The sequence below is a fragment of the Streptosporangium sp. NPDC049376 genome (assembly GCF_044466505.1).
In the GTDB taxonomy this organism is placed as follows: Bacteria; Actinomycetota; Actinomycetes; order Streptosporangiales; family Streptosporangiaceae; genus Streptosporangium.
In genome coordinates, this window is the sequence record NZ_JBITMT010000008.1 from 262,334 (window position 1) to 288,452 (window position 26,119).

Annotated in this window: 26 protein-coding genes; 19 read left to right on the forward strand and 7 right to left on the reverse strand. The window is 70.1% G+C overall.

The window, feature by feature from the left end:
* The first annotated feature begins 60 nt into the window (after positions 1–60).
* From ACIBVQ_RS22200 to ACIBVQ_RS22230, 7 genes are all read left to right on the forward strand, one after another.
* Entirely contained in the window at positions 61–1,350 is a 1,290-nt protein-coding gene (locus tag ACIBVQ_RS22200) for a helix-turn-helix domain-containing protein (protein ID WP_399179601.1), read from the forward strand.
* Positions 1,351–1,364: 14 nt separating this feature from the next.
* Positions 1,365–2,123 carry a TIR domain-containing protein gene (locus tag ACIBVQ_RS22205; RefSeq protein WP_399179603.1) on the forward strand — a complete coding sequence of 253 codons (759 nt, stop codon included), beginning with the start codon at positions 1,365–1,367 and terminating at the stop codon, positions 2,121–2,123.
* Between the two features lie 59 nt (positions 2,124–2,182).
* A complete protein-coding gene (locus ACIBVQ_RS22210; RefSeq protein ID WP_399179605.1) occupies positions 2,183–4,099 on the forward strand; it encodes a hypothetical protein in 1,917 nt (638 codons plus the stop codon).
* 36 nt (positions 4,100–4,135) lie between these two features.
* Positions 4,136–5,155 carry a hypothetical protein gene (locus ACIBVQ_RS22215; protein ID WP_399179607.1) on the forward strand — a complete coding sequence of 340 codons (1,020 nt, stop codon included), beginning with the start codon at positions 4,136–4,138 and terminating at the stop codon, positions 5,153–5,155.
* Positions 5,156–5,177: 22 nt separating this feature from the next.
* Positions 5,178–5,606 (forward strand): hypothetical protein, encoded by a 429-nt coding sequence (locus tag ACIBVQ_RS22220; RefSeq protein WP_399179609.1) that lies wholly within the window; start codon positions 5,178–5,180, stop codon positions 5,604–5,606.
* A gap of 82 nt (positions 5,607–5,688) precedes the next feature.
* Complete coding sequence (locus ACIBVQ_RS22225) at positions 5,689–6,351, forward strand: phosphoribosyltransferase (RefSeq protein ID WP_399179680.1); 663 nt, start codon at positions 5,689–5,691, stop codon at positions 6,349–6,351.
* A gap of 40 nt (positions 6,352–6,391) precedes the next feature.
* Positions 6,392–7,081: a dienelactone hydrolase family protein gene (locus ACIBVQ_RS22230; protein ID WP_399179611.1), complete on the forward strand. Its 690-nt coding sequence runs from the start codon at positions 6,392–6,394 to the stop codon at positions 7,079–7,081.
* Positions 7,082–7,091: 10 nt separating this feature from the next.
* On the opposite strand, the gene ACIBVQ_RS22235 is transcribed toward ACIBVQ_RS22230, so the two are convergent.
* Positions 7,092–7,799, reverse strand: coding sequence for an SDR family oxidoreductase (locus tag ACIBVQ_RS22235; protein ID WP_362776047.1), 708 nt, complete (start codon positions 7,797–7,799; stop codon positions 7,092–7,094).
* Positions 7,800–8,106: 307 nt separating this feature from the next.
* Between ACIBVQ_RS22235 and ACIBVQ_RS22240 the strand changes: the two genes are divergently transcribed.
* The gene (locus tag ACIBVQ_RS22240; RefSeq protein WP_352011978.1) at positions 8,107–8,634 is read left to right on the forward strand and encodes a MarR family transcriptional regulator; all 528 of its coding nucleotides are present in this window, start codon (positions 8,107–8,109) and stop codon (positions 8,632–8,634) included.
* A gap of 81 nt (positions 8,635–8,715) precedes the next feature.
* Here ACIBVQ_RS22240 and ACIBVQ_RS22245 read toward each other — a convergent pair whose 3' ends face one another.
* From ACIBVQ_RS22245 to ACIBVQ_RS22260, 4 genes are read right to left on the reverse strand one after another with little or no spacing between them, the layout of a single operon-like run.
* Positions 8,716–9,429, reverse strand: a complete 714-nt coding sequence (locus ACIBVQ_RS22245) for an ABC transporter ATP-binding protein (RefSeq protein WP_352011979.1) — start codon at positions 9,427–9,429, stop codon at positions 8,716–8,718.
* Complete coding sequence (locus ACIBVQ_RS22250) at positions 9,426–11,144, reverse strand: ATP-binding cassette domain-containing protein (RefSeq protein ID WP_399179614.1); 1,719 nt, start codon at positions 11,142–11,144, stop codon at positions 9,426–9,428. The genes ACIBVQ_RS22245 and ACIBVQ_RS22250 overlap by 4 nt, the downstream gene beginning before the upstream one ends.
* Positions 11,131–11,988, reverse strand: a complete 858-nt coding sequence (locus tag ACIBVQ_RS22255; RefSeq protein ID WP_352011981.1) for a branched-chain amino acid ABC transporter permease — start codon at positions 11,986–11,988, stop codon at positions 11,131–11,133. Before ACIBVQ_RS22255 ends, ACIBVQ_RS22250 begins: the two co-directional genes overlap by 14 nt.
* A complete protein-coding gene (locus tag ACIBVQ_RS22260; protein WP_352011982.1) occupies positions 11,981–13,186 on the reverse strand; it encodes an ABC transporter substrate-binding protein in 1,206 nt (401 codons plus the stop codon). The genes ACIBVQ_RS22255 and ACIBVQ_RS22260 overlap by 8 nt, the downstream gene beginning before the upstream one ends.
* Positions 13,187–13,664: 478 nt before the next feature.
* Here ACIBVQ_RS22260 and ACIBVQ_RS22265 point away from each other — a divergent pair, with 478 nt between their 5' ends.
* The 6 genes from ACIBVQ_RS22265 (at position 13,665) to ACIBVQ_RS22290 (ending at position 20,096) form a co-directional block, all read left to right on the forward strand.
* Positions 13,665–14,024, forward strand: coding sequence for a BlaI/MecI/CopY family transcriptional regulator (locus tag ACIBVQ_RS22265; RefSeq protein ID WP_399179617.1), 360 nt, complete (start codon positions 13,665–13,667; stop codon positions 14,022–14,024).
* A 220-nt stretch (positions 14,025–14,244) separates the two neighbouring features.
* Positions 14,245–15,264 (forward strand): hypothetical protein, encoded by a 1,020-nt coding sequence (locus tag ACIBVQ_RS22270; RefSeq protein WP_362911733.1) that lies wholly within the window; start codon positions 14,245–14,247, stop codon positions 15,262–15,264.
* A 125-nt stretch (positions 15,265–15,389) separates the two neighbouring features.
* On the forward strand, positions 15,390–16,208 hold the full coding sequence (locus tag ACIBVQ_RS22275; RefSeq protein WP_399179620.1) for a phytanoyl-CoA dioxygenase family protein: 819 nt from the start codon (positions 15,390–15,392) through the stop codon (positions 16,206–16,208).
* A 757-nt stretch (positions 16,209–16,965) separates the two neighbouring features.
* Complete coding sequence (locus ACIBVQ_RS22280; protein WP_352011986.1) at positions 16,966–18,231, forward strand: extracellular solute-binding protein; 1,266 nt, start codon at positions 16,966–16,968, stop codon at positions 18,229–18,231.
* Between the two features lie 81 nt (positions 18,232–18,312).
* Positions 18,313–19,218, forward strand: a complete 906-nt coding sequence (locus ACIBVQ_RS22285; RefSeq protein ID WP_352011987.1) for a sugar ABC transporter permease — start codon at positions 18,313–18,315, stop codon at positions 19,216–19,218.
* Positions 19,215–20,096 carry a carbohydrate ABC transporter permease gene (locus ACIBVQ_RS22290; RefSeq protein WP_399179623.1) on the forward strand — a complete coding sequence of 294 codons (882 nt, stop codon included), beginning with the start codon at positions 19,215–19,217 and terminating at the stop codon, positions 20,094–20,096. Before ACIBVQ_RS22285 ends, ACIBVQ_RS22290 begins: the two co-directional genes overlap by 4 nt.
* 81 nt (positions 20,097–20,177) lie before the next feature.
* On the opposite strand, the gene ACIBVQ_RS22295 is transcribed toward ACIBVQ_RS22290, so the two are convergent.
* Complete coding sequence (locus tag ACIBVQ_RS22295; protein ID WP_399179682.1) at positions 20,178–21,134, reverse strand: NADP-dependent oxidoreductase; 957 nt, start codon at positions 21,132–21,134, stop codon at positions 20,178–20,180.
* Positions 21,135–21,341: 207 nt separating this feature from the next.
* Here ACIBVQ_RS22295 and ACIBVQ_RS22300 point away from each other — a divergent pair, with 207 nt between their 5' ends.
* From ACIBVQ_RS22300 to ACIBVQ_RS22310, 3 genes are all read left to right on the forward strand, one after another.
* Positions 21,342–22,271, forward strand: a complete 930-nt coding sequence (locus tag ACIBVQ_RS22300; RefSeq protein WP_352011990.1) for a Ppx/GppA phosphatase family protein — start codon at positions 21,342–21,344, stop codon at positions 22,269–22,271.
* Positions 22,272–22,308: 37 nt separating this feature from the next.
* Complete coding sequence (locus tag ACIBVQ_RS22305; RefSeq protein WP_399179625.1) at positions 22,309–23,124, forward strand: DUF1206 domain-containing protein; 816 nt, start codon at positions 22,309–22,311, stop codon at positions 23,122–23,124.
* Positions 23,125–23,265: 141 nt separating this feature from the next.
* Entirely contained in the window at positions 23,266–23,706 is a 441-nt protein-coding gene (locus ACIBVQ_RS22310; protein ID WP_352011992.1) for an ATP-binding protein, read from the forward strand.
* Between the two features lie 4 nt (positions 23,707–23,710).
* Here ACIBVQ_RS22310 and ACIBVQ_RS22315 read toward each other — a convergent pair whose 3' ends face one another.
* Positions 23,711–24,988 (reverse strand): M20/M25/M40 family metallo-hydrolase, encoded by a 1,278-nt coding sequence (locus ACIBVQ_RS22315; RefSeq protein WP_399179627.1) that lies wholly within the window; start codon positions 24,986–24,988, stop codon positions 23,711–23,713.
* A gap of 91 nt (positions 24,989–25,079) precedes the next feature.
* Here ACIBVQ_RS22315 and ACIBVQ_RS22320 point away from each other — a divergent pair, with 91 nt between their 5' ends.
* Both ACIBVQ_RS22320 and ACIBVQ_RS22325 read left to right on the forward strand, forming a co-directional pair.
* Positions 25,080–25,466 carry a hypothetical protein gene (locus ACIBVQ_RS22320; RefSeq protein WP_399179629.1) on the forward strand — a complete coding sequence of 129 codons (387 nt, stop codon included), beginning with the start codon at positions 25,080–25,082 and terminating at the stop codon, positions 25,464–25,466.
* A 1-nt stretch (position 25,467) separates the two neighbouring features.
* A complete protein-coding gene (locus ACIBVQ_RS22325) occupies positions 25,468–26,061 on the forward strand; it encodes a helix-turn-helix domain-containing protein (protein WP_352011995.1) in 594 nt (197 codons plus the stop codon).
* Positions 26,062–26,119 lie beyond the last annotated feature (58 nt).

The following is a 26,119-nucleotide window of genomic DNA, read 5'->3' on the forward strand; positions in this document are numbered from 1 at the left end:
TGCCGCACCCTTGCGAGTGGTGAATCACGGCCGTCCGGGCAACCCTCGACGGAGGTTCGTGTGGTCCAGCAGCGAATTCGATTCGGCGGAGAACTCCGGAGAAGGCGTCTCGCCGCCGGTCTCACTCTCAGTGATCTGGCCGGAATGGTCCATTACAGCAAAAGCCAGCTGAGCAAGGTCGAACGAGGGCTCAAGGCGCCCAGCCGTGAGCTGGCACGTCACTGCGACAGCAAGCTCAACGCCGGAGGCGCGCTCGCCTCCCTGGTTCGTGAACGGTCCTCAACGACGGGGATCGCGGAGGTGGGCGATGACAGTGAGGAGGTGTGGTTGATGCAGTTGTCCGAGGACGGGCGGAACCTGTTCCAGCCGGTCAGCCGAAGACAGATGATGGCGGCGGGCGCGGCCTCGATCGCCGGGATGAGCATCGGCGGGCATGGGGCCTCCTCAGCGACGGAGGAGACGACGCTTCTCGGCGCGTCCCGGTCGCTGTTCGATCAGTACCGGCAACTCGGTCAGACGGTCAGGCCCGGTCTGCTGCTCCCCGTGCTCATCGCGCAGACCGGCACACTCAGGGAACTCGCCGCCACCGCGGGTCCGCGTACCCGCCAGGGGCTGTTGAGACTTGGTTCCCGGTACGCCGAGTACGTCGGCTGGCTGATGCAGGAGTCGGGGAACGAGGAGGCGGCCCTGTGGTGGACGCGCCGTGCCGTCGATCTGGCTGCGGCGGGTGGCGACCGCGACCTCGCGGCCTACGGTCTGGTGCGCCGGGCATTGGTCACGCTCTACCGGCAGGACGCGGGACAGACCGTGGAACTGGCGCGGCAGGCGCAGGACGACGGGACTCCGCCACGAATTCGTGGACTGGCCGCGCAGCGGGAGGCGCAGGGGCACGCGCTCGCGGGTGACTACGACGCCTGTATGCGCAGTCTGGACAGGGCGCGGGCGTTGCTCGCGAGTCATGTGCCGGATTCGGACACCCCTGTTATCGGCACGACGAACCTGCCCGACCCGGCTGGGATGATCACCGGTTGGTGCCTGTACGACCTGGGGCGTCCCGAGGAAGCGGCCGAGGTCATGGACAGGCAGATGGCGCAGGTTCCTGCCCACGCCGTACGCACCCAGGTCCGTTACGGAGTGCGCCGCGCCCGCGCCCACGCCGCAGCCGGCGAGATCGATCACGCTTGCGGCCTGGTGGCTGGGCTGCTCGGCAGCGCCGTCACGGTGAGCTCGGCCACCATCACCGCCGACCTGCGGGCTCTCGCCCGCACTCTGGCCCGTCACCCGCGCAATCCGTCGGTTCGCGCTCTGGCTCCCGAACTCAACATCGCTTTGCAGATCGACGTTTCCTAGAAAGGGCAATCACCATGCACGAGGTATTCGTCAACTATCGAACAGGAGACGGCGACAAGAGTGCCGTCATCATTGAGCAGGAACTCAACAACCGTTTCGGAGAAGGCACGGTTTTCCGTGCGGGAACGTCCATCAAATCCGGCGAGCGCTATCCGGCGAAGCTGATCAACGGTGTGAAGCGCAGCTCCGTCCTGCTCGCCGTCATCGGCCCGAACTGGATTCACCACCCCGCACTGCACGACGAGGACGACTGGGTCCGCAGAGAGATCGTCCAGGCACTCGCGGACGGAATCCCGGTCATACCGCTTCTCGACGGCCGCAGGACCGAACGGCTGAAGCGCGGTGACCTGCCGAAGGAACTGGCCGTGCTGGCGGAGCACCAGTCGCTCCCGATGGACCTGCACCAGGACGTGCGCTCCAGCCTCGAACGTCTCGCCGACCGGATCGTGGAGTGCGTCCCGTCACTTGGCGCACCGCCTCCGGGAGCCGCCGAGACCCCTGGCTCCGTGAATAACTCGATGGCGGACGTGTACGGCCCGGCCGTCCAGGCCCGCGACATCACCGGTGACGTGGGCACCGTCATCAAGGGAAACCACGGACCGGTCCACACGGGCAACGAGGGGCCGGTCCACATGGGCAAGGGGGATTTGAACGACTACCGCAACTCCTCGCGCACCTTCGGTGACGGGGCCACATATGTCGAGGGCGACAACCGCAGAGAAATCCGTCACCGCTTCGGAGGTTCCCGCAAGGACGGGGACGACAACCGTTGAGTGACCAGATCAACTCCTCCGTTTCCACTGCGAGGCATGTCCACGCCGGGAGCGGGGACATGAACGTCTACGAGTTCACGATCTCCATACTCACCGACTCCCGGGGAAAGACCTCACGGGCCCGCGCCCTCGACGAACTGGTGTGGCTTCGGTCGCGGTTCGTTTTCCCGGGAGGATACGAGGATGCGCGACGCATTCTGGGGTCTCACAACGTCGTTTTCCTGGGTGGGGTGCCGGGCAGCGGGAGGAACACCGCCGCGTGGATGTTGCTGTACGGGCATTACTCGGGTGCCGAGGAGTTCCACGAACTGTCGTCGAAGGACGAGGACGAAACCCGGCGCTTCGATCCCGACCGTATCGGGGAACGAGAGTTGCTGTTGCTGGACCTGTCGGATGCGGAGCGGCGGGACTGGCGCGGTATCCAGGCGGACCTCTATCCGCTGATCAAGTCCGTACGGGAGCACGCGGCTCGGCTGGTGGTAGTGCTTCCGCGCGACGGGGTCAGGGCTGAGGAGTTCCGGGCCGATCTCGACCGATACCGGGTCGGGATCACCCGTCCCCCGATCAGGCAGGTTCTGAGGCGCTACCTGCGGGAGGGCGGCATACCGGGGGAGGAGATCGACCTTTCCCTTCCAAAGCTGTCCGCATTCTTGGACGGGGAACCTCCCGCGCGGGTTGTCGCGAGGTTTGCCCAGATCGTGCTGGAGATAAGGGAACGGTCGCAGAGGGAAGGGGAGTTCGCCGTCTGGTGTGAGAGCGCCCGTACGGTGATGACCGAGACAGGAGAGGCGGTCATCAGACTTCTCTCCAGGACACACGGGTGGCCGCAACGTGCACTGTTGCTGACCACGGCCATGTTGCATGGTGCGCATGCCGATGCCGTGTACCACGGCGCCGCCTCTCTGCTGGACGTGACCGGGCATCAGGAGAACGAGCGCATGCTGCTGGAACGCGAGGACCTCGTTACACGGCTTCATGGCATCGATGTGAAGTCCGACACCTCAGGCAGGGTGTGGTTCACGGGAGTCGAGTACGACTCCGCGATTCGCGCCCACTTCTGGAGGCACGTTCCCGAGCTTCGTGTGCATCTGCGTGACTGGGTGGGAGAGACAGTCAGTTCAGACGAACTCGATGAGGAAGATCGCGAAAGGCTGGTCCAGCGGTTCGCCGAGCAATGCCTACACGACAAGTACCGGATGAAACTGGCTGAGGCTGTGCGGCAGTGGGTGGCGTCCTCGGCGAACCCTCACCAGCTGCGGGCAGCCGCCATGGCCCTTGAGAAGGGGCTGCGAGAAAAGGAACACGGCAGGTTCTTCAGGAAACAGGTCTATGAGTGGTCGCGTGAGGACCAATTGCCCGCGAGGTTTATCCAGATGCTCGTTGCGATGTGTCGTGAGGTCATCGCCGTGCACCATCCGGACCAGGCCGTGGTCCGCCTTCACCACATGGCCAGACGGGAGCATACGACCACGACCGCTCGGGACGCCCTCGTGGAACTGGTCCGGGAGAAGGCTCAGTTGCACCGCCTCATGCTGGACAGGCTCAACTACCAGCTCGCCGTGGAGCCGGAGAAGAAGAGGCGGTATCCGGCAGACATCGACCTGTTCCTGGAACTCGCCGCCCCGGCGTCGCTGACGGACCTCAGGGGCCGGCGTCGGGCACCGATCACAGAAACCGTCGTACGGGGGTGGCTGACGGGCTGCTGGGGAGCCGTCTTCAAGTGCCCACCCGACCTGTGGAGTCCTCGGACGCGTGACTGGCTTGTCGAGGCCTCGCGGGATGAGCGGCACCGTGGCTTTCTCCTCGACACGCTCGTGGAAGGCGGGGACCAGCACATGGACGTCCTGTCCCGTCTGTACACCACCGCACGAGACCTGGCCTCGACCTCCCCGCCGGAAGAGCAGGAAGACCGGACTCTTCTCGTCAAGCTCGTCCGGCGAAGGATCGACACCGTCATCGGCATTCCGGGCGCGTGAGACGTCACCGGAACGAAGGATCAAGGAGACAACGTCATGAATTCCGGCCGCAAGATGGTGACGGCCTACTTCACGGTTTTCTGCGGGCTGCTTCTGGCGGGTCTTGCCCTGTTCGCCCCCCTGCCTCTGTGGGCGTGGCCGGCGCTGGCCCTGCTGGTCGCCGTGGCGGTCCTGGTCGTCCGGGCCATCGTCCGTCCACGGGATTCCGGGTGGCCGGAACCGGAGCCGCTGGTGATGCCGGTGATACCGGTCGAACGAGAGGGCCTGCAGGAGGTCGTCCTGCCGAGCTGCGAGCCAGACTACGACTTCCGGTTCTCCGCGACCGTCCGCTGGCGTCTCGTCGGTCCGGAGCACGATGCGCCGACCTTCGGTAATCCGGGTGCCCTGGCCGTCAAGGCGATCCTGGAACGTGCCAGGACGGTCACCGAGGAGAGGCGGCCGGAGCGGGTCTCGCTCGTCCAGCACGAGCTGAACGCCGTGCTCGGCACGATGGAACCGATCATCGGAGGGCGGCTGGAGGCGATGGCCGAGTCGGTCGCACTCACCCTCTCCGAACAGGACCAGAAGCGGCTGGACAGGCTCGCCGTGGTGCGTAAGAAGGAGGCGGTCTGGGAGCACGAGAGAAGGTACGAGCGGAGCAGACGGGAGTATCTCGGCGGGGACGTGCTCAAGGACACCGGAAGTGCCGTGGTCTGGTGGCTCGCCAAGAACGACGACCAGGTGCAGAAGACGGTGGAGGACATCGAACTGCTCGCCAGGCTCACCTCGGCGGCGAACAACGAGAATCTGTCCCAGCTCTTCCAGCATCTCGCCTCCTCCCCAACGGGAGGCGGGACGGCGGGTGACCATTTCGAGGGCTTCCTGCAGGCGATGGGACTTCCCGAGGGAGAACCGCAACGGGCCTTGTTCGCCCGGCACGTGATCGAGGTCGTCTCCAGGCACGGCAGGCAGGACGTGGCCGACGAACTGGAACGCCGGTTCGACACTCCGGCGACCTCGGCACCCGACGACCCCGGTTCCGAACCGGATCCCGGGGATGAGGAACCGGGCTTCTGACGACCGACCCGTGGAGGCGGACATGGAGGCCGAACTCGTGGCGCTGGCGAGCGCGGGGGCGGCGACGCTGGTCGAACTGATGATCTCCGACTCGTGGGCACAGGTGAAGGACGGAGTCGCGCGTCTCCTCGCCCGTGACGGTGAGACCGGGCACATGACCCGGCGACTGGACGCCTCAAGGGAAGAGATCGCGGCCATCGGCGAGACGCGCGACGCCGTCGAGGCGGACTGGCGGGCCAGGTTGTACGGCATGCTGCGATCCGACCCGGCCCTGGCCGAGGAACTGCGTCGGCTGCTCGGGGCCCCGGAACGGTCAGGTGATGTGCACAACGTCGTCAGCGGCGGCGTGCAGTACGGCCCGGTGATCCAGAGCGGGAGTATCTCCGGTCTGATCTTCCATGACCCCGACCGCGGGTCTCGCAGGGGTAAGGGGAAGCCGGGCGAAGGGTAAAACTCGTGGAACGTCCTTGGTTTGGAAAAGGTCGTTCCTCGGTGGTGGGCATAACCCGTGGAGGAGACGAAGGGTGGCCGTCATGGCGGAGCGGGTGTTCGAGGACCGGCGGGACGCAGGCCGTGTCCTGGCCAGGCTCCTGGAGCACTACCGGGGCAGGCCCGACGTCGTCGTCCTGGGCCTTCCCCGGGGTGGTGTGCCCGTGGCCTACGAGATCGCCGTGGCCCTCGGGGCGCCGCTCGACGTCTTCGTCGTCCGCAAGCTGGGGCTCCCCGGCCACGAGGAGCTGGCGATGGGGGCGATCGCCGGGGGCGGGGTCGTCGTGCTCAACGAGGACGTCGTCCGGAGGGCGGGTGTCTCGCCCGAGACGTTGCGGGAGGTGGCGGCCGGCGAGCGCCGGGAACTCGTCAGGCGGGAACGGGCCTACCGGGAGGGCGGCGCCCCGCTCGACCTCATGGGCAGGACCGTCGTCGTGGTCGACGACGGGCTGGCGACCGGGGCGACCATGCGCGCCGCCGTGGCGGCGCTGCGCCGCCACGAGCCCGCCGGGATCGTCGTCGCCGTCCCGACCGCGCCGGAGCCGGCCGTCGGAGAGCTGCGTGAGTCGGCCGACCAGGTGGTCTGCGCCTCGACTCCGCCTCTCTTCTCGGCCGTCGGGTTCTCCTACCGGGACTTCGAGCAGACGACGGACGAGGAGGTGCGGGACCTCCTGCGCGCCGCGGCCGCCAGGCGGGTGCGGGCGTGACGGGGCGGTCGAGGAGGACAAGAGCGGGCAAGGGGGAACGGTGAACGCGGTCAGGATGAACCTGGAGCGGTTGGAGATCCCGGCCGCGGACGTCGTGCTTGAGGCCGACGTCGTGGTGCCCAGGCCCGCGAGCGGGGTCGTGCTCTTCGCGCACGGCAGCGGCAGCAGCCGCCACAGTCCCCGCAACCGCTACGTGGCGGGCGAGCTCAGGAGGGCGGGGCTGGCGACGGTTCTGGTCGACCTGCTCACCCCCCTTGAGGAGGAGGCCGACCTCAGGACGGGGGAGTTCCGCTTCGACGTCGGCAGGCTGGCCGTACGGCTGGCCGCGCTGGCGGGGTGGCTGGCGCGGCACGAGCCGACGGCGGGCCTGCGCGTCGGGCTCTTCGGCGCGAGCACGGGGGCGGCGGCCGCGCTCGCCGCGGCCGCCGCCAAGCCCGGCCTGGTGAGGGCGGTCGTGTCCCGGGGCGGGCGGCCGGACCTGGCCGGTGAGGCGCTCGCGGCGGTCCGCGCGCCCACGCTGCTCATCGTCGGGGAACGCGACCAGGCCGTCATCGAGCTCAACCGCGACGCTCTGGCGCGGCTGCCGGGGCGGGCGGGGCTTGAGATCGTGCCGGGGGCCACGCACCTCTTCGAGGAGCCGGGGGCACTGGAGAGGGTCGCGGCCCTGGCGGGGGACTGGTTCCTGCGTCACCTGCAGGGGAGCCCGCAGGACCCGCAGGCCGGGGGCTGAGGGACGGGGATCAGGCGGGGAAGGTCGAGGTCGCCAGGCCACCGAAGTCGAGGACGTGCGCGGTGCCGTTGACGCCCCTGGCCGCGGGGGAGGCCAGGTAGAGGATCGCGCGGGCGACGTCCTCGGGCCGCAGCACGGGGCAGTCGAGCTCGTCGAAGGCCTCGCCGAGGTCGCCCCTGGCCATCGGGGTGTCGACGATGCTCGGGCAGACGCAGTTGACCCGGATGCCGTCGGACGCGAAGTCGACGGCCAGCGCCTTGGTGAGCATCAGGACGCCGCCCTTGGAGGCGCAGTAGGCGGCCATGCCGGGGGCGGCGACGAAGCTGGAGTCGGAGGCCACGAACACGATCGAGGGACAGGAGCTCCCGGCGAGAGCGGCCGCGGCGTGCTTGGCCAGCAGGAACTGCCCGGTGAGGTTGACCTCCAGGGTCCTGGCGAAGTCGTCGCGGGCCGTCAGCCGCGCGTCGGTGCCCATGGGGCCGGAGATCCCCGCGCAGCCGACGACGACGTCCAGGCGCGACGGGACCGCGGACCGTACGGCCTCCTCGTCGGTGACGTCCCCCTGGATCCAGGTGACGTCCAGGCCGTCCGGCCGGGGGGCCCGGTCCAGGACCGTCACGGCCGCCCCCTCGGCGAGGAGGGCGTCCACGGTCGCGCGGCCTATCCCGCTGGCTCCGCCGGTGACCAGGGCGGAAAGACCGGACAGTCCGAGATCCATCAAGGACTCCTTGCTATGTGCCGAAATTTCGGATACCTCGCCCGGCAGTGGAAGGCGGGCAATTCATTTGCTTCCGTACGATAGATGGGGGGCGGGTGAGGCACAAGCCATGCGTCCGGGGTAACCGTGGGACGACGTGGTGATTTACCGGAAAATCAGGCCTGTGATGCCTTGTTCCCCGTGACCTCCCTGAAATATGGTTCGGGACCAAACCCTTGTTGTCCGGATATTTCCGGCGGTTGGTCTCCCGCTCGGGTGCCCCCGGAAAGAAGCCGCGGCGAGCATGATCGTAGGGTGGAGCGGAACAGTGAGGGAGCGCCGCACCGAGATGACGGGACACCACACCCTGCGCAGCACGGAAGAGGCCGTCGGCGACCGGCTGGGCGGCCTCGACCTCGACTTCGAGGCGATGTGGGCCGTCTCCAACATCTACCGGGCCTCGACCGCGATCCGTAACCACCTCGAACAGACGGTGCTCCGCGACACCGGCCTCACCTGGACCGGGTTCGTCGTCATGTGGGTCGTGTGGATCTGGGGGGAGAGCGAGACCCGGTACGTCGCCAAGGAGGCCGGCATCGCCAAGGGCACCCTCACCGGCGTCCTGAAGACCCTGGAGTCCCACCGTTACGTACGGCGCGCGCCCAACCCCGCCGACAGGCGCCGGGTGATGGTCACCCTGACCCCTTCGGGCGAACGCCTGATGCGGTCCCTCTTCCCGCAGTTCAACCGGGAGGAGGCCTTCGTCGTCAAGGAGCTCGACAGTCAGCGGCGCCGCGCCCTGGCCGCGAGCCTGCGGGTGGTGGTCCAGCATCTGGAGGGAACCGCGCGCCCCTGACCCCGCCCGGCCGGGGCGCATGAGGCCGGGCGGGGAGCCCCACCGCCCCGGGGCACCGGAGCGGTGGGGCGCCGGGGGGCGTCAGGAACCGGACGGAGGCGGCTCCCCGAGATAGGCCGCGTGCAGCCGTTCGGGCGCCGAGCGCAGCCCGGCGGCCGGGCCCGAGTAGGTCAGCGTGCCGCCGGCGAGCACGTGCGCGGTGTCGGCGATCTTCAGGGCCAGCGTCGCGAACTGCTCGACGAGCAGCACCGCCACCCCGGAGGCGGCCAGGTCCCGCACCACGGGCAGCAGCCGCTGGACGATCACCGGGGCGAGGCCGAGCGACATCTCGTCGATCAGCAACGCCGACGGCCTTGCCGCCAGAGCCCTGGCCAGCACGAGCATCTGCTGCTCGCCTCCGGACAGCAGCGAGGCGGCCACGTCGAGTCTCTTGTGCAGTTCGGGGAACAGCTCAAGGGCCTCGTCGATCACGCGGGGGCCGCGCCGTACCACCAGGATGTTCTCCGCGACCGTCAGGTCGGGGAAGACCGTACGGCCCTGCTCGACGTGGGCGACGCCCGCCCTGGCCCGGGCCACCCGGTCCAGGGCGTTGAGGCGCCCGCCGTTGAGGGAGACGGTGCCGCCGGTGATCGGGATCACGCCGGAGATCGACTCCAGGAGCGTGGTCTTGCCCGCGCCGTTCGGCCCGAGCAGCGCCGTCACCTCCCCGGCGGGCGCGGTGAGCGAGACACCCCTGACGATCGGGGCGCCGCCGCGCGCGACGGTCACGTCGTCGAGAACCAGGCTGGAGGTCATGCCAGCGCCACCTCGTCTCCCAGATACGCGCGGGCGACCTCGGGTCTGGCCAGCGTCGTCGCGGGCGGCCCGGCCGCGATCACCTCGCCGAAGTCGAGCACCACGACCTCCGCGCAGGCCCGCCGTACCATCTCCAGGTCGTGTTCGATCAGCAGGACCGAGGCGCCGAACCTGCCGGGCACCTCCGTGAGGCGTTCGGCGAGCTCCATGGACTCGGCGTGGGCCAGGCCCGCGGCCGGTTCGTCGAGGATGATCACCTTGGGCCGGGAGAGCAACGCCCCGGCGACCTCCAGCAGCCGCCTGCTGCCCACGTCCAGCTCGCTGACGTGCCGGTTCAGGGCGCCCAGGTTCAGGAAGCCGGCCATCTCGTCGAGTTCGGCCGCGCTCACCCGGCGGTGCGCGGAGAAGCGCAGGAAACCCGCGACGGTGAGACCGGGCGGGACCCGGTCCTGCTGGAACGTACGGCGCAGCCCCGCGGCCGCCCTGCGGTGCACGGGCAGGCCGTCAAGGCGCCGCCCGTCGAGCGTGACCGAGCCGGTCGCGCCGCGGACGAAGCCGGTCACCGCGTCGGTGAACGTCGACTTGCCCGCGCCGTTCGGGCCGATCAGTCCCATCACTGTCCGCTCGGGCACGACCAGGTCGACCCCGGAGAGCGCGGTGACCCGGCCGTAGGAGACCGACAGGCCCTCGACCACCAGGACGGGCCGCTCGCCCCGCTCGGGTGTGACGCCCGAGGCCCGGTGGGACGTACGCTCGCCGGGTTCCCCGGACACGGCGGCGGCCCTGCGGCGCCGGAAGCGGCGCACCAGGTCCTCGCTCATGCTGAGGCCGGTGGACAGCGTCTGCACGGCGCCGACGGCGAACAGCAGGCTGCCCCAGTCCTGCGGGACGCCCAGGCCACGGAGGATCTCCGGGACGAACACCATCAGGACGCCTCCCGCGATGGCGCCGCCCGCGTACTCGCTGCCCGCCATGACGGCCACGACCAGAAGGATGAGGGAGTCCACGGTGTCGAAGTTCTGCGCGGTGACCACGCCGATCTGCCCGGCCAGCACGCCTCCCGCGATGCCGCCGAAGAAGGCGCTCAGCGCGAACGCGGCCAGCTTGGCGCGCGGCACGCTCATGGCCGCCGCGGCCGTGGCGCGCTCGGAGAAGCGCAGCGCCCGCCACGCCGTGCCGTACCGGGTGCGGCCGAGCAGCCGCACCGCGACCGCGCCCGCCACGAAGAGCAGGGCGGCGAACACGAAGTAGGCGGTGTCGGTGGCGATGAAGGCGGGCCTGAGCACCTGCTGGAAGGTCGTCGCGCCGGGGAAGCCGGCCGCCGCGATGATCACGTCAGCCGCGGCGGAGAAGCCGAGCGTCACCACGGCCAGGTGCACCCCGCGCAGCCGCAGCGCGGGCAGGCCGAGCAGGACGCCCAGCGGTACGGCGGCGACACCGCCCAGCAGAATCCACAGGACCAGGCCGCCGGGCGCCGCCAGGACGTTCAGCTCGCAGACGACCCAGGCGCCCAGCGCCATGAACGACATCTGGCACAGCGAGATCATGCCCGCGCGGCCGGTGACGATCCCGAGCCCGCTCAGCGAGATCGCCGTCACCAGGGCCGTCGTGCCCAGGAAGAGCCAGTACTGCGGGACGAGGGCGGCCAGCACGGCGATCGCGGCGAGCGCGCCGACGAGCTGGGCCGCGGGCCCGGTCATCTCAACGCGCCGCATCCCACACCTCCCCACGCTGGGACCACAGCAGGATCGCGAGGATCGCCACGAAGGGGACCACGTCGCGGAACTCCTGAAGCTGACTGACGTGCGCGAGCGCCCCCTGCAGGGCGCCCAGCGCCAGACCGCCGACGGCGGTGCCGACCAGGCTCCTGAACCCGCCGACCAGGGCCGCGGCGCACGCCGGGATCACCATCAGGCCCAGGGAGAGCTGGTCGCTGTTCTGCTGCGGGGCGACCACCAGCAGGACGGCGGTGGCCAGCAGGCCGGTCACCGCCCACAGCCCGACGCCGAGCCGCCTGCTCGGGATGCCCATCAGCTCGGCCGTGGTCGGCCGCTGCGACAGCGCCCGCAGCCGCAGGCCGACCGCGGTCCTGGCCAGGAACACCGACACGCCCGCGGTGATGAGCACCGCCGCCGCCACGCAGACCGTGGCCGCCTGGGTGATGGTGACACCGCCGACGGTAGCCAGCGGGCCGCCCAGGACACCGGGGATCTGCCGGGGGTCGGTGCCGAAGACGAGGTACTCCGCGGCGAGCAGGCCCACGAGGTAGGCGATGGCGATCGCGGAGCGCTGGTCGGTTCCGGCCTCGGCGAACCAGCGCCCCATCATGTAGCCGAGCGCGGCGGCGACCAGCGCCGACCCCGCCAGGCCGATGAGGACCGCCACGGCGTACGGCACGCCGCCGTCGGCCAGAACGGACATCGTGTAGACCCCGACGACGCCGATCGCCGCCTGGGCCAGGTTGACCACCCGGCCCAGGCGGTACATCAGGGTCAGGCACAGACCGAGGACGGCGTAGGCGCCGCCCGCGGTCAGGCCCGCGATGGCGCCCTCAAGCATTGGGCAGCCGGATCCAGTCCGGGGTCATGACCTTCCAGGAGCCGTTGTCCGGCTGGACGAACTTGGCCGCCCGGTTGGAGGAGTGCGCCTGGTCGGGCCCGAAGGCGTACGGAGTGCCGACCATGGGCGACTCGATCGGCGTGAGCGCCTTCAGCGCCGCGGTCACCGACTCGCGGGTGATGTCGCCCTTGATGCCCTTGAGCGCGGTCACCAGGTTCGTCGCCGCCAGGTAGCCGCCCTCGGCGAAGGAGGTGAGCGGCACCTTGTTCTGGGTCATGAGCTCCCGCCAGTCCTTGGTGGCCTCGGAGGAGGTGTCGGAGTAGGGCTCGAACTCCGACAGGGCCACGACGTCCTTGCCCGCGTCGCCGAAGGCCTTGACCGCGGCGTCGGTGTAGGTCGAGGTGAGCACCAGCCACTTGATGCCGGAGACACCCTGCGCCTGGGCGGCCTTCACCCAGCCGACCGACATGGGCTCGGTGCCGTTGAAGACGACGCCCTTACAACCCGCGTCCCGCGCCCGCAGGATGTAGGGGGTGTAGTCGGTGGTGTTGCCCGACAGGCTCCGGTCGTTGATGAGCAGCTGCTTACCGGTGATCTTCGACCACTGCTCGACGGCGCCCTTGTAGGCGTCGGAGGTGCCGCCGAGGATCACGAAGAAGCCGCACAGCTTGTCGATCTTCAGGACCTCGGAGGCGTGGTAGAGGGTGACGGTCGTGCCGAGGAAGGGGCCGGTGTTGACCGGGGAGATGGCGGGGGAGGTGAAGCAGCCGGGGTCGATGCCGGTCCCGGAGATCGAGGAGATCCCGGACTGGGCGTAGAAGGCGCCGTTGACCTGGCAGTCGAGGAGGCTGGCGCCGCCCGCGAGCGCCACGGCGCCCTTGTTCTGGATGAGGTCCCTGGAGGCCTGGGCGGCCGTGCTCGGGTCTCCCTTGTCGTCCACGCTGACGTAGGAGATCTTGCGGCCGTTGACGCCGCCCTCGGCGTTGACGCGGTCGAAGACGGCCTTGGCGGCCTGGGAGGCCTCGGGGAAGGCGGCGGGGCCACTCAGCGAGCTGATCGCTCCGACGACGATGGGGTCGGTGGACGTGGCGCCCTTGGCGTCACCGGGACTCCCCGTGTCGCCCGAACCGCACGCGGCGGCGCTGACGGTCAGGAGCGCGATCGCTCCCGCCGCGAGGCCCTTGGAGATCTTTCCCATGGGACGGTGCCTTTCATGAGGTGGGGGGTCTTGCGATCGGCGGCGGCGTCGGGGGCCCGCCGTCCGGGATCGTTGGGACGGTGGGCACGTCGGACGGTCCGGCGGGTCCGCCCGGATCGGCATCCGGTCGTGGGCGTGGGACGCCGGTCCCCCTGGTTCGCCACGGGTCTCACACGGTTCGAGGCAGGATCGGCTGCCGGCGTCGTGGTTTCCGGCACCCCGGGATCAGGGGTGAGGCGCATCGAGACCTCCTGCGGCGAGGAACACTCAATGTTTGGTCCCAAAACATATGGCGCTCACCCCCGGTGAACAAGTCACATCAATGTAAAGAGTGAGGATTTACTTTGGCTCCGTATGATCTTGGGGGAGTGGGGCGCTTTCGAGTCGTTCATCCCCTTCGGCGGCCGGGTGAGGATCTACGACGCCAGGTAGCATCGGACGATCCGCGGACGGAGCGGATAGAGGGGAGCCGCACGCGATGCGCGGTCTGGGGGGCCTGGAGTCCGTGATCATGGAACGCCTGTGGTCGTCCCGCAGGCCCGCGCCGGTCAGGGACGTGCTTGAGGACCTCCGCGCGGAACGGGAGATCGCCTACACCACGGTCATGACCGTGATGGACAAGCTGCACACCAAGGGCCTGCTCCGCAGGCGGATGGTCGGCAGGGCCTACGTCTACGAGACGGTCGCCAGCAGGGAGGCCTACGTCGCCGACCTCATGCGCGACGCCCTGGCCTCGGGCGGTAACCGTACGGCCACGCTGGTGCACTTCCTTGAGCGGCTCACTCCGGAGGAGTCGGCGGCGCTGGGCGCGGCGCTCAGGGTGTGCCCCCTGGAGTAGCGGGGCGGACCTACTACCTCAGGTAGGAGAATATCCCGATTTCGGGGCGCGAGAGCGCTGGAACGGTCCTCGGAAGAGGGGTTGGGCGCCTGATTTGGCATGCCCGGCCTGTTCGGTGCACCATCTCCTACTATCGTCCATCGGATGGGAGGCGACGCCTCCGAAACCCCTCCACATCCGTGGGAAGGGGCCCTGGACGCCCCTCCCGGCGGGAGGGCCGGTGCGAAGGAGAGACGTGGCGGCGCTGTCCCGTTCAGGCCGATGGCGGGGCGCGTTCAGGGGGCTGACCGCCTCGGCCGCCGTCCTCGTGCTGTGCGCCGTACCCCAGGCCGAGGGCCACGCCGCGCCGAAACCCACCGCCAAGCAGCTCCGTGCGGAGCTGGCACGGCTCCAGAAGCGGTCCGAGTCCATGATCGCCGAGTACTACACGGGGCGGGTCGCGCTGCAGAAGGCCGAGAAGGCGGAGAAGGCCGCCGCGGGCGAGCTGCGCCGGGCGCAGACGGACTTCGACCAGGCCGCACGGGAGGTCCGCACACTGGCCGCCCAGCGCTACCGCACCGGCATCCCCGGGACGCTCCCGGTCCTGATGAGCGCGGGCGATCCGGCGGACCTGCTCAACCAGATGGCCCTCATGCAGCAGATCATGGAGGGCCGGGACGCCAGGCTCAACGGGTTCGCCCAGGTCAAGGACACCTACCAGCGGACGAAGGCCTCGGCGGAGCAGCGCGCGAAGGAGCTGCGCGACTCGCTGAGGAAGCTCGGAGAGCAGAAGAAGCGGACCCTGGAGCTGATCGACACGATCAAGGACAGGATCGACCGGCTCTACCCGACCCCGGGCACCAGGAGGGCCGACGGAAGCTGGGTCCCCCAGCTTCCCTCCGGCCCCGACAACATCACTCCCCGGATGCGCCTGGTCCGCCAGCTGGTCGCGCAGCGCTTCAGCCCGCACTTCGGCATCGGCTGCTACCGGGTGGACGGGGGCATCGCCGGAGGCGGGGAGCACCCGCTCGGCCGCGCCTGCGACTTCATGATGAGCTCGGGCGGCTCCATGCCCAGCGCTGGCAACGTCAAGCTCGGTGACGAGGTGGCCGCCTGGGCCATCGAGAACAAGGACCGCCTCGGCGTCAAGTACGTCATCTGGCGCCAGCGCATCAACACCGGCTCCGGCTGGCGCGGCATGTCCAACCGGGGCGGCGTCACCGCCAACCACTACGACCACGTCCACATCTCGGTCTACTGACCGCTCGCCCCCGGCCGGGGCGTCAGGTCAGGTCGAGCACCGCCTTGCCGTGCAGGCGGCGCCGCCGTACGGCGTGCCCGTAAAACGGGTTGCCGCGGCCGTGACCGGGTGACCAGCATGGGGACGTGCTCACCGACGTTCAGGTGGAGGCCTTCGTCGAGGACGGTTTCGTCCGGATCGAGGGCGCCTTCCCCCGCGAGACCGCCGAGAGATGCCGTGAGATCGTGTGGCGGGACCTCGGGGCCGACCCCGCCGCCCCGGCCACGTGGCCGGGGCCGGTCGTGGCCCGCCCGGACTACGCGCAGCCACCGTTCAGGGACGCGGCCAACACGCCGCGCCTGCACGCCGCCTTCGACGCGCTCGTGGGCAGGGGGCGCTGGGCCTCCCGCGCCACCCTGGGAGGCTTCGTGATCCGTTTCCCCGGGGGCGAACCGGCCGTCGTGGACGGATGGCACGTCGACGTGAGCTTCCCCGGCCCCGGCTCCGTCCCGGGCGACTACCTGACCTGGCGGGCGAACGCGGCCTCCAGGGACCGCGCGCTGCTGATGCTCTTCCTGTTCTCGGACGTCGGGGAGACGGACGCGCCGACCCGGCTGCGCGCCGGTTCCCATCTGGACGTGGCGCGGCTGCTCGCCTCCGAGGGCGAGGACGGCCTCGACGCCGTGGAACTGGCCCGGCGGGCCGAGGCGGCGAGCCGCGACCGCCCGGTCGTCCAGGCCACCGGCGGCGCCGGTGACGTCTACCTGTGCCACCCGTTCCTCGTGCACGCCGGGCAGCCGAACCGCGGCCGGAGCCCGCGCTTCCTGGCCCAGCCGGGGCTCAGCCCGGCCGGGCCGCTCCGCGGGGACGGGGCGGAGAGCGGCCTCTCACCCGTCGAGACCGCCATCAGGCGGGGCCTCGAACGGGGACACGGCGCGGGGGCGTCAGGGACCGCCGGGAGCTGAGACCACACGGCCCGCGACGTCCGGGTTCGTGACCGCGTGCGGGTGGGGAGGAGAGCCCTGACGGCAGGGCCCTCCGCGTGACGTTCGCCGCCCCTGGGACCAGGGGACGGAGAGGCCGAACGGCGGAGTGGCCACCCGCTCGGGTGTCTCGTCCCCGCGCGGGCCGTACCGGTTCCTGTGGGCGGGGAAGGTGGTCCAGACCACCCCGAAACGTGAAGACCGCCTCCAGGCCGCAGGCGGGCAACGGCGCACGTGGAAACGGTTCTCCCGGCGAGAACGGCGGCCGATGCCGGTTCCGGTTCGGTGGAAAGGGACGCGTGAGCGGTCGGCACCCCAGGCCGGTACGCCCGGCGGACCAGACATGGTGCCCACGATTCCACGGATCTCTCCAGCCGACTTACTAAGGTTCGTAGTTCGTCATCGAACCGGTCGGCAACGTAACCCCAGGTAAATCGCCGCTTCTTAAGCGGAGACGCCTCCTATCGGTAATAGTGAACTCGGTCGACGCCGTGAGAATCCGGTACGGACCGGTGGCGCGCTCTCTCGATCGGCGTTGTCAAACCGATATCAACCGGTATGGACCAGTCCCCTAGGGCGAACCTACTCTGGTCCGCACCACGGGAAAGCCCGGAGCTCCGCGACCCACAGGCCGCCACCGGCTCTCTTTCGAGCATTCCAACCCGCCGGGTGAACTCCGGCGGCCCCCCAGCTGGTACGGACCGGCTCCGATCGTCTGAATATCAAGGTGGTAATTCACGTGAACAAGAGGCTCGTCGGTGCGCTGACGCTCGGTCTGTCCGCGGCACTGGTCATGACCGGCTGCGGTTCGACGCAGAGCGGGAGCGACGGCGGTGACAAGGCGGCCGGTGGCGACGTGACGCTGAAGCTGGTCGCCGCCGACTACGGCGACGGCCCCACCGCCGACAACAGCGGTGAGAAGTTCTGGAAGGGCGTCGTCGACGGCTTCCAGAAGGCCAACCCCGGCATCAAGGTCGACGTCCAGGTCATCAACTGGAACGACATCGACAAGCAGGTCGCGACCATGGTCCAGAACGGCCAGGTGCCCGACATCCTGCAGACCGGCGACTACTCCGGCTTCGTCAAGGACGGCCTGCTGTACAAGACCGACGAGGTCCTGTCCCCGGCCACCTCGGCCGACCTGCTGCCCAAGTTCGCCGACTTCGGCAAGGTGGACGGCACCGGCTACGGCATCCCGTTCGTCTCCTCGGCCCGCGCCCTGTTCTACAACAAGGACCTGTTCACCAAGGCAGGGATCGCCGAGGCGCCCAAGACCTGGGACGAGCTCAAGGCCGCGGCGGAGAAGCTGAAGAAGGCCGGCGTCAGCCAGCCGTTCGGCCTGCCGCTGGGCAACGAGGAGGCCCAGGCCGAGTCGTTCCTGTGGTTCATGGGCAACGGCGGCGGCTACAAGGACTCCTCCGGGGCGTGGGCGGTCGACTCCGCCGCCAACGTCGAGGCCCTCCAGTACGTCAAGGGCCTGGTCGACGCGGGCCTGACCAGCCCCAACCCCGGCACCAAGAACCGCAAGGACGTCTGGGCGGACTTCGCCGCGGGCAAGGTCGGCATGGTCAACGGCGGCCCCATGTCCATCCCGATCTTCGAGAAGGGCGGACTGACCAACTTCGGCGTCGCCCCGATCGCGGGCAAGACCGCGGCCCTGGACACCACGCTCGGCGTCGAGGACTGGATCATGGCCTTCAACAAGAACGGCCACCAGGAGCAGATCAAGAAGTTCTTCGACTACTTCTACTCCGGTGACGCGGCGCAGAAGATCAGCGACACCTACAAGCTGCTGCCGGTGACGAAGTCCGGCATCGAGAAGCTCTCCTCGGACGAGAGGCTCAAGCCGTTCCTGGACGCGCTGCCCAACGCGACGTTCTACCCCTTCCAGGACCCCAAGTGGTCCGAGGTGAACACCCAGGTCAAGCAGACCATCGGCGGCGCCGTCAGCGGTGACCCGAAGGCCGTGCTCGGCGCGATCCAGAAGGTCGCGACCGCGGGCTGACCCTCACCCCCGGGTACGGCGCGCCCGCCCGTCCTGCCGCGTGGCGGGCGCGCCGTACCAGTCCATCCGAAAGCAGGACTCATGCAGCAAACATCCGCGCGAGGCGGAGCGCTGCGCGCGCTCGCCCCGCTGGCCTGGGTCGGCCCCGCCGTGGCGCTGATCGCCGTGGTGGTCGTCTGGCCCGTCGTGGTGATGGTCCAGTCGTCCTTCCTGAAGATCAGCCGCTTCGGCGTCGTCCAGGGCGGAAACGGGACGGGCAACTACGACAAGCTGTTCGCCGAGCCCGACTTCGGCGGGGTCATGGCCAGGAGCCTGGTGTGGGTGGTCGCGGTGGTCGCGCTGACCGTGCTCGTCTCCCTGGCGCTGGCCCAGCTGTTCAACCAGCGCTTCCCCGGACGCCGCTTCGCCCGCTGGGCGCTGATCGCGCCGTGGGCCGCCTCCGTTCTGATGACGTCGATCATCTTCAAGTGGATGCTCGACCCCGAGGTCGGCCTGATCAACATGCTCAGGCGTGACCTGGGGCTGCTGGACGCCCTCGGCGGCGCGGACGCCGACCCGCTCGGCAGCGCGTCGGGCGCGATGCCGTGGCTCATCTTCGTCGCGGTCTTCGTCTCCGTCCCGTTCACCACCTACGCGCTGCTCGCGGGACTGTCGGCGATCCCGGCCGACGTCTACGAGGCGGCCAAGATCGACGGCGCCTCGAAGCTGCGGACCTACTGGTCGATCACGCTGCCGCTGCTGCGGCCCGCCCTCACGGTCGCGGCGCTCATCAACGTGATGAACGTCTTCAACAGCTTCCCGATCATCTGGGCCATGACCCACGGGCAGCCGGGCTACTCGACGGCGACCTCGACCATCTTCATGTACATCCTCAAGGGATCCGACATCGGCGAGTCGGCGGCCATGTCCGTCGTCAACTTCGGCATGGTGATCGTCCTGACGATCGTCTTCCTGAAGGTCAGCAAGTGGAGGACGGCACCCGCATGACCCTCACCCAGAACGCGCCCACGGTCACGGAGAAGACGACGGCCCCTGTCGCGGCGCCGCGCTCGCTCCCGTCCGTCAAGACCGTCGTCATCGCGGCGAGCGCCTACCTGATCGCCTTCGTCTTCCTCTTCCCCTACCTGGTGATGGTCCTGACGGCGCTGCGCCCGCAGGGGGAGCTGCGCCAGGCGACCTACCTGCCGCAGCGGTTCGAGTGGTCGAACTTCACGAACTTCTGGACCGGCGGCCTCGCCCAGAACCTGGGCGTCACCCTGCAGGTCGCCGCGGGCTCGACCGTGCTGGTGCTGCTGGTGGCGCTGCCCGCGGCCTACTACACCGCGCGGCACGACTTCAGGGGCCGCACCGCGTTCATGATCCTGGTGCTGATCACCCAGATGTTCCAGCCGACCGCGATGCTGGTCGGCATCTACCGCGAGTTCTTCCAGTTCGGGCTGGTCGACTCGGTCTGGGCGCTGATCCTGGTCAACGGCGGCTTCAACCTCGCCTTCGCGGTGTGGATCCTCAACGCCTACTTCTCCTCGATCCCGCGTGAGCTGGAGGAGGCCGCGTTCATCGACGGCAACGGCCGCTTCGGCGCGCTGTTCCGGGTCACCCTCCCGCTGGCCATGCCCGGTGTGGTGACCGCGCTGATCTTCACCTTCATCGCGGCCTGGAACGAGTTCGTCGTCGCCCTCACCCTGACCACCACCCCGGGCAACCAGCCCCTCACGGTCGCCCTGAACTCCTTCATCGGCCAGTACCAGGTGGACTGGCAGAACCTGTTCGCGGGTTCGGTCATCGCGACGATCCCGGTCATCATCCTGTTCGCGCTCATCGAACGGAAGGTGGTCGGCGGTCTCACCGCCGGTTCCATCAAGTGACCCGCCCGGGCCCAAGCGGTGGGGGCCCGGTGGGCGGCGGTCCCGTGTCGAGTCGCTCCGGCACGGGACCGCCCGGGACGCTCAGGGGGCGGTGACGCCCAGGACCAGCTTGCCCGAGGTACGGCCCGCCGCCAGCCGTTCGTGGGCCTCTGCCGCCCGGTCGAGGGGGAAGACCTCCTCTACCTCGACGGTGAGAAGGCCCGAGTCGGCCAGCTCGCCGATGCGCGCCAGCGCCGTGCCGTCCGGCTCGACCAGGAACCCCGTCGCGCGCACACCGCGCGCCGCGGCCGACTCGGCCAGCTCGGGCGAGACCCCGGAGGGCACCGCGACCAGCAGCCCGCCGGGACGCAGGACGCCGAGGGAACGGGTGCTCGTGGCGTCGTACCCGTCGCCGACCAGGTCCACCACCAGGTCCACGTCGCGCACCACCTCCTCGAACCGGACGGCCGTGTAGTCGACGAGTTCGTCGGCGCCGAGCCCGCGCAGCCAGTCGTGCTTGGCCGCACGGGCCGTGCCGATCACGTACGCCCCCAGGTGTTTGGCGATCTGGACGGCGAAGTGGCCCACCCCGCCCCCCGCCGCGTGGACGAGCACCCGCTGCCTGGGCCGCAGGTCGGCGGTGTCCACCAGGACCTGCCAGGCGGTCAGCGCCGCCAGCGGTACGGCCGCCGCCTCCTCGTGCCCCAGGGAGCGGGGCCTGCAGGCGAACTGCCGCGAGGGGGCCGTGACGTACTCGGCGTAGGCGCCCGCCTGGCGGGGGAACCACGGCATGCCGTACACCTCGTCGCCGACGGCCAGGGTGTGCACGCCGTACCCGATCTCCTCGACGACGCCGCAGACGTCCCAGCCGAGGACGAAGGGCGGGGCACCCAGGACACCCGCCATGCCGCCGCCCGCCCTGGTCTTGGCGTCGACGGGGTTCACCCCGGCGGCGACGACCCGGACCAGCACCTCGGTCGGCAGCGGCCGTGGCCTGTCCAGCAGGACGGGGTGCAGCACCTCGGGGCCGCCGAAGACGTCCTGGCTTACGGCGCGCATGGAAGTCATGTTCTGTCTCCTCCTCGGTCGTGGCCGCGGGGCGGCGCGGCGCGGCAGAGGGTAACCCCGCCCGCCGGGCCCGCGCGGGCGCCTTGTCCTTTCCGGGAAACCTCCGGCACCTTTCGTTCACGGACTGTTCAGGAGAGCGTTCCCGGGAACCGGGGTAGACCGGATCTTCCGGTTATGGAGGGGTAGTAACTTCGACGCATGCGACTGGGCGTTCTCGACATCGGTTCCAACACGGTTCATCTCCTGGTGATGGACGCGCACCGGGGCGCCCGGCCGCTCCCCGCCTACTCCCACAAGGTGGACCTCCGGCTCGCCGAGTACATGGAGGACGGCGAGCGGCTCTCCGAGGAGGGCGCGGCGCTGCTGCGCGGGCACGTCGAGGAGGCGCTGCGGCTGGCCGAGGACAAGGGCGTCGAGGACCTCATGGCGTTCGCGACCTCGGCGGTCAGGGAGGCGGTCAACGGCGAGGAGGTGCTCGCCGACCTCAACGCGCGGGCCGAGGTGAACATCCAGGTCCTCTCCGGTCAGGACGAGGCGCGGCTGACCTTCCTGGCCGTGCGGCGGTGGTTCGGCTGGTCGTCGGGGCGGCTGCTGGTGCTGGACATCGGCGGGGGCTCCCTGGAGATCGCCTCGGGCATCGACGAGCAGCCGGACGTCGCGATCTCGCTGCCGCTCGGGGCGGGCAGGCTCACCCGCGACCGCCTCAGCGCCGACCCGCCCTCCCAGGAGGAGATCAGGGCCCTGCGCAGGCACGTGCGGGCGGAGATCGCCCGCAAGGTCGGCGACGTCGCCAGGTACGGCAGGGCGGACCACGCGGTGGCGACCTCGAAGACCTTCAGGCAGCTGGCGAGGATAACCGGGGCGGCCCCGTCGAGTGAGGGGAACGTCCGCCGGGTGCTCAGGCACACCGAGCTGGTGGAGTGGACCGGAAGGCTGGCGGGGATGGACCCGCGCGCGCGGGCGGGCCTGCCGGGGGTCTCCGAGGGGCGGGCGCCACAGCTGCCCGCGGGGGCGATCGTCGCCGACGCCGCGATGGACCTGCTGGGGGTGGGGGAGCTTGAGGTGTGCCCCTGGGCGCTGCGCGAGGGCGTCATCCTGCGCAGACTCGACACGATGCCCGAGATCTGAGGTTTACCGGCTCTTCGTCGGGTAGGGGCGCGCCTTCATGAACAGCGCTCAGGTACAAGGCGCCGCCCGCAGAGCGGCCGGCAGCCGGACTCTGGAGAGACTGACCCGCCTCGGGCTCGCCTGCCGTGGCGTCCTGTACGGCCTCATCGGCTTCCTGGCCCTGCGGATCGCCTTCGGCGGCGGAAGCGGAGGCAAGGAGGCCGACAAGACCGGGGCGGTCGAGACGGTCGCCGAGCAGCCGTTCGGCACCGTGCTGTTGTGGCTGATGGTCGCCGGCTTCGTGGCCCTGACCCTCTGGCAGATCTCCGAGGCGGTCCTCGACCGGGGCGGGAAGGTCAAGGACCGGGCCGAGGCGGTCGCGCGGGCGGTCACCTACGGGCTGCTGGTGGCGACGCTGCTCGGCCTGCTGCTGAGGGGCGACCCGGGCAACTCGTCCGACGACAGCTCCAAGGACCTGACCGCCATGGCGATGGACCTGCCCGGCGGGCGGGTCCTGGTCGGCGTGGTGGGACTCGGGGTGGTCGCGCTCGGAGCCCACTGGATCCACAGCGGATGGAAGAGGAAGTTCCTCGATGACCTGCGCACCGGGGAGGTGCCGCCGGGCGCGCGGCGCCTGGCCGAGCGGCTCGGCACGGCCGGATACCTCGCCCGCGGCGTGATCGCGGTGGCGGCCGGGGTCTTCGTCGTCCAGGCCGCGGTCACCTACGACCCGGAAAGGGCCAGGGGCGTCGACTCGACGCTGCGCGCGCTGGCGGACACTCCGGCCGGGCCGTGGCTGCTGGGCGTCGTGGCCTTCGGCCTGCTGCTTTTCGCGGCCTACTGTTTTCTCCAGGCGCGCTGGCACCGGCTGTGACGTACGGCCACGCGCCTCGGCGCCGCCGTGGCAAGCCTCACCTACCTATCCGGTAAGTCACCCTATTGGTGCTTTTCCATGACATCGCCCTGTCCGGGTCCCGCGTCCTTCCATGGAGGCGGATGGCATCGGGAGGGCCATATGGATTTGTCGGAGCGCGACGGCGGTGAACGGATTCTCCACCTGGAAGGGTCCCCCGACCAGGTGGGGAGGGCCAGAAAACTGATCTCGGCGGCTCTCGGCAGGGACCACCCCCTCCACGACGACTGCGTGCTGCTCACCAGTGAGATAGCCACCAACGCGGTCGTCCACTCCAGGTCGGGGGACGGCGGCATGTTCACCGTCACCGTCACCCACTGGGCGGGCGGCGTGCGGGTCTCCGTCCAGGACGACGGCTCGGCCGAGGTCCCCTGCCTGTGCCACACCCCCGCCGACGCCACCGGGGGGCGCGGCCTGCCGCTGCTTGAGGCGCTGTCCCACAGCTGGGGATTCACCCGGGAGGCGGGGACCAACCTGGTCTGGTTCGAGCTCGTCCTGGAGACCGCCGGGGTGCCGGGGGACAGGCTGGCCGCCGTACGGTGAGCCCTCAGGCGGCGGGGGAGGCCAGTAGCCGGTCCAGCACCCGGACGCCGAACTCAAGCCCCTCGACCGGGACGCGCTCGTCCACCCCGTGGAACATGCCGAAGTAGTCAAGGTCGGGGGAGAGCCGCAACGGCGCGAAGCCGTACCCCCTGATGCCGATCTCGGCGAAGGACTTGGCGTCGGTGCCCCCCGACATCACGTACGGCACCGGCCGCGCCTGTCCGTCCTCGGCGAGGATCGCCGCGCGGAGCAGCTCGAAGAAGGGCGCGTCCGGCGACGCGTCCGGCGCCTCCTCCAGGTTGAGGAACTCGCGGGTGATCCTCGGCCCGAGCAGCCGGTCGATCGTCTCCAGGAACTCCTCCCGGTATCCGGGCAGGAACCGCCCGTCCACGTGGGCGGTCGCGGTGCCGGGGATCACGTTGACCTTGTAACCCGCCTGGAGCATCGTCGGGTTGGCCGAGTTGCGGATCTGCGCCGCGAACAGCGTGCCCGCCCGGCCGAGCCGCTCGGCCTCCTGTTCGAGCCGGTCGCGGTCGATGCGTTCCCCCAGGATCTCCTCAAGGCTCGTGAGCAGGGCGGCGACGCCGGGCGTCAGCCGTACCGGCCAGCGGTGGGCGGCGAGCCTGGACAGGGCGTGGCACAGCTCGGCGACCGCGTTGTCCGCCGGAGGGCGGGAGCCGTGGCCCGTCACGCCGTCCGCGGTCAGCCTCATCCACGCGGTGCCGCGCTCGCCGACCGCGATCGGGTAGACGCGCCGCCCCCGCACCTCGACGCTGTAGCCACCCGACTCACCGATCGCCTCGGTGCAGCCGTCGAACAGCTCCCTGCGCCGCCGCACCGCGTACCGCGCGCCGTACTCGCCGGTCGCCTCCTCGTCGGCGAGGAAGGCCAGCACCATGTCCCTGGCCGGACGCACGCCGCGTCTGGCCCAGTCGCGGACCAGGGCGAGCGTCATGGACAGCGTGCCCTTCATGTCGACCGCGCCCCTGCCCCAGACGCAGCCGCCGGTGATCTCCCCGGAGAACGGGTGGATCCGCCAGTCGGCGGGCTCGGCGGGCACCACGTCCAGGTGGCCGTGGACCAGCAGGGCCTCGGGCGAGTCGCCGGGAATCCTGGCGACCACGCTGGTCCTGCGGCTGGCCGACTCGAAGACCACCGGCTCGATGCCCACCTCGGCCAGCAGTTCCGCGACGTACTCGGCCGCGGGCCGTTCCCCTGCGCCCGGATTGGTGGTGTCGAACCTGATCAGGTTCGAGCAGATCGACGAGACCTCGCCAGTCATGGAACACGCCCCCCGCAAACCGACTGATCATGGGTGCATACCCACGGTGACGTCTTTGCATCTTGTTATCCACACGTATAAATTTATCCGCATGGATAACAAAGTGTGGAGTCTGGTCAGGGCGCTCTTCGTCGCCGTGCTCGTCATCTCCGTCGCGGCACTCGGGACGGCCGCCGTCGTCGGCGGCAACTGGGTGGTGTGGCTGCGCGGCGCCGCCGTCGCGGTCGCCTCCGCCTGGCTCGTCGTCCTCGCCGGGCGGGCCGCGCACGGCAGGCGGTCGGCCTACGTGCGCATCCGCTTCGTCACCGCCGCCGCGCCCGTCGGAATCGTGCTCATCATCCTCGCGCCGGACAGCGGCTACCCCGGCTGGATGAAGGTGGAGCAGGGCGTGATCGGCGTCCTGGTCGCCGTCGTCGCGTTCACGATCAACCGCCGCGCCGTGCGCGAGGCGTTTCCGAAGCGTGGCAGGCTGAGGTGACATGGAGATCGCCAGAACCCGCCGGGCCGCGGCCACCGAGGCACGCAGGGCCCAGATCGCCTCCGCCACCATCGCGGTGCTCGCCGAGCGCGGCTACGCGGAGACCACCTTCGAGGCCATCTGCGAGCACGCCGGGCTGAGCAGCAAGAGACTGATCTCCTACCACTTCTCCACCAAGGAACAGCTCTTCGAGGCCGTCGTCGGCCAGGTCACCGCCGACGCCGCCGCCTTCATGCGCCCGCGGCTCGACGCCGCCACCGGGGCCCGCGCGCTGCTTGAGGCCTACATCAGGGCGAACATCGCCTTCGTCGCCGCGCACCCCGGGCACGTGCGCGCGATACAGCAGATCGTGTACAACCACGTGCCCGTCGGCGGCCGGGAGCACGACGCCGCGATCGGCAGACTGGTCGCGCTGTTCGAGGACGGGCAGCGCGCGGGAACGTTCAGGGCGTTCGACGGCGAGCTGATGGGCACGGCGCTGCGGTCGGCCATCGACGCGACGGCCGACCGCGTCGTCAACGGCCACGACGCGGACCACTGCGCCGACGAACTCGTCGAGATCTTCGACAGGGCGACACGGGCCGAACCCTCGTGAACCCCTGTTCCCGGGCGGCAGCCCGGGCCTCGGCCGGATCGTGATCACTGTCAGCGAC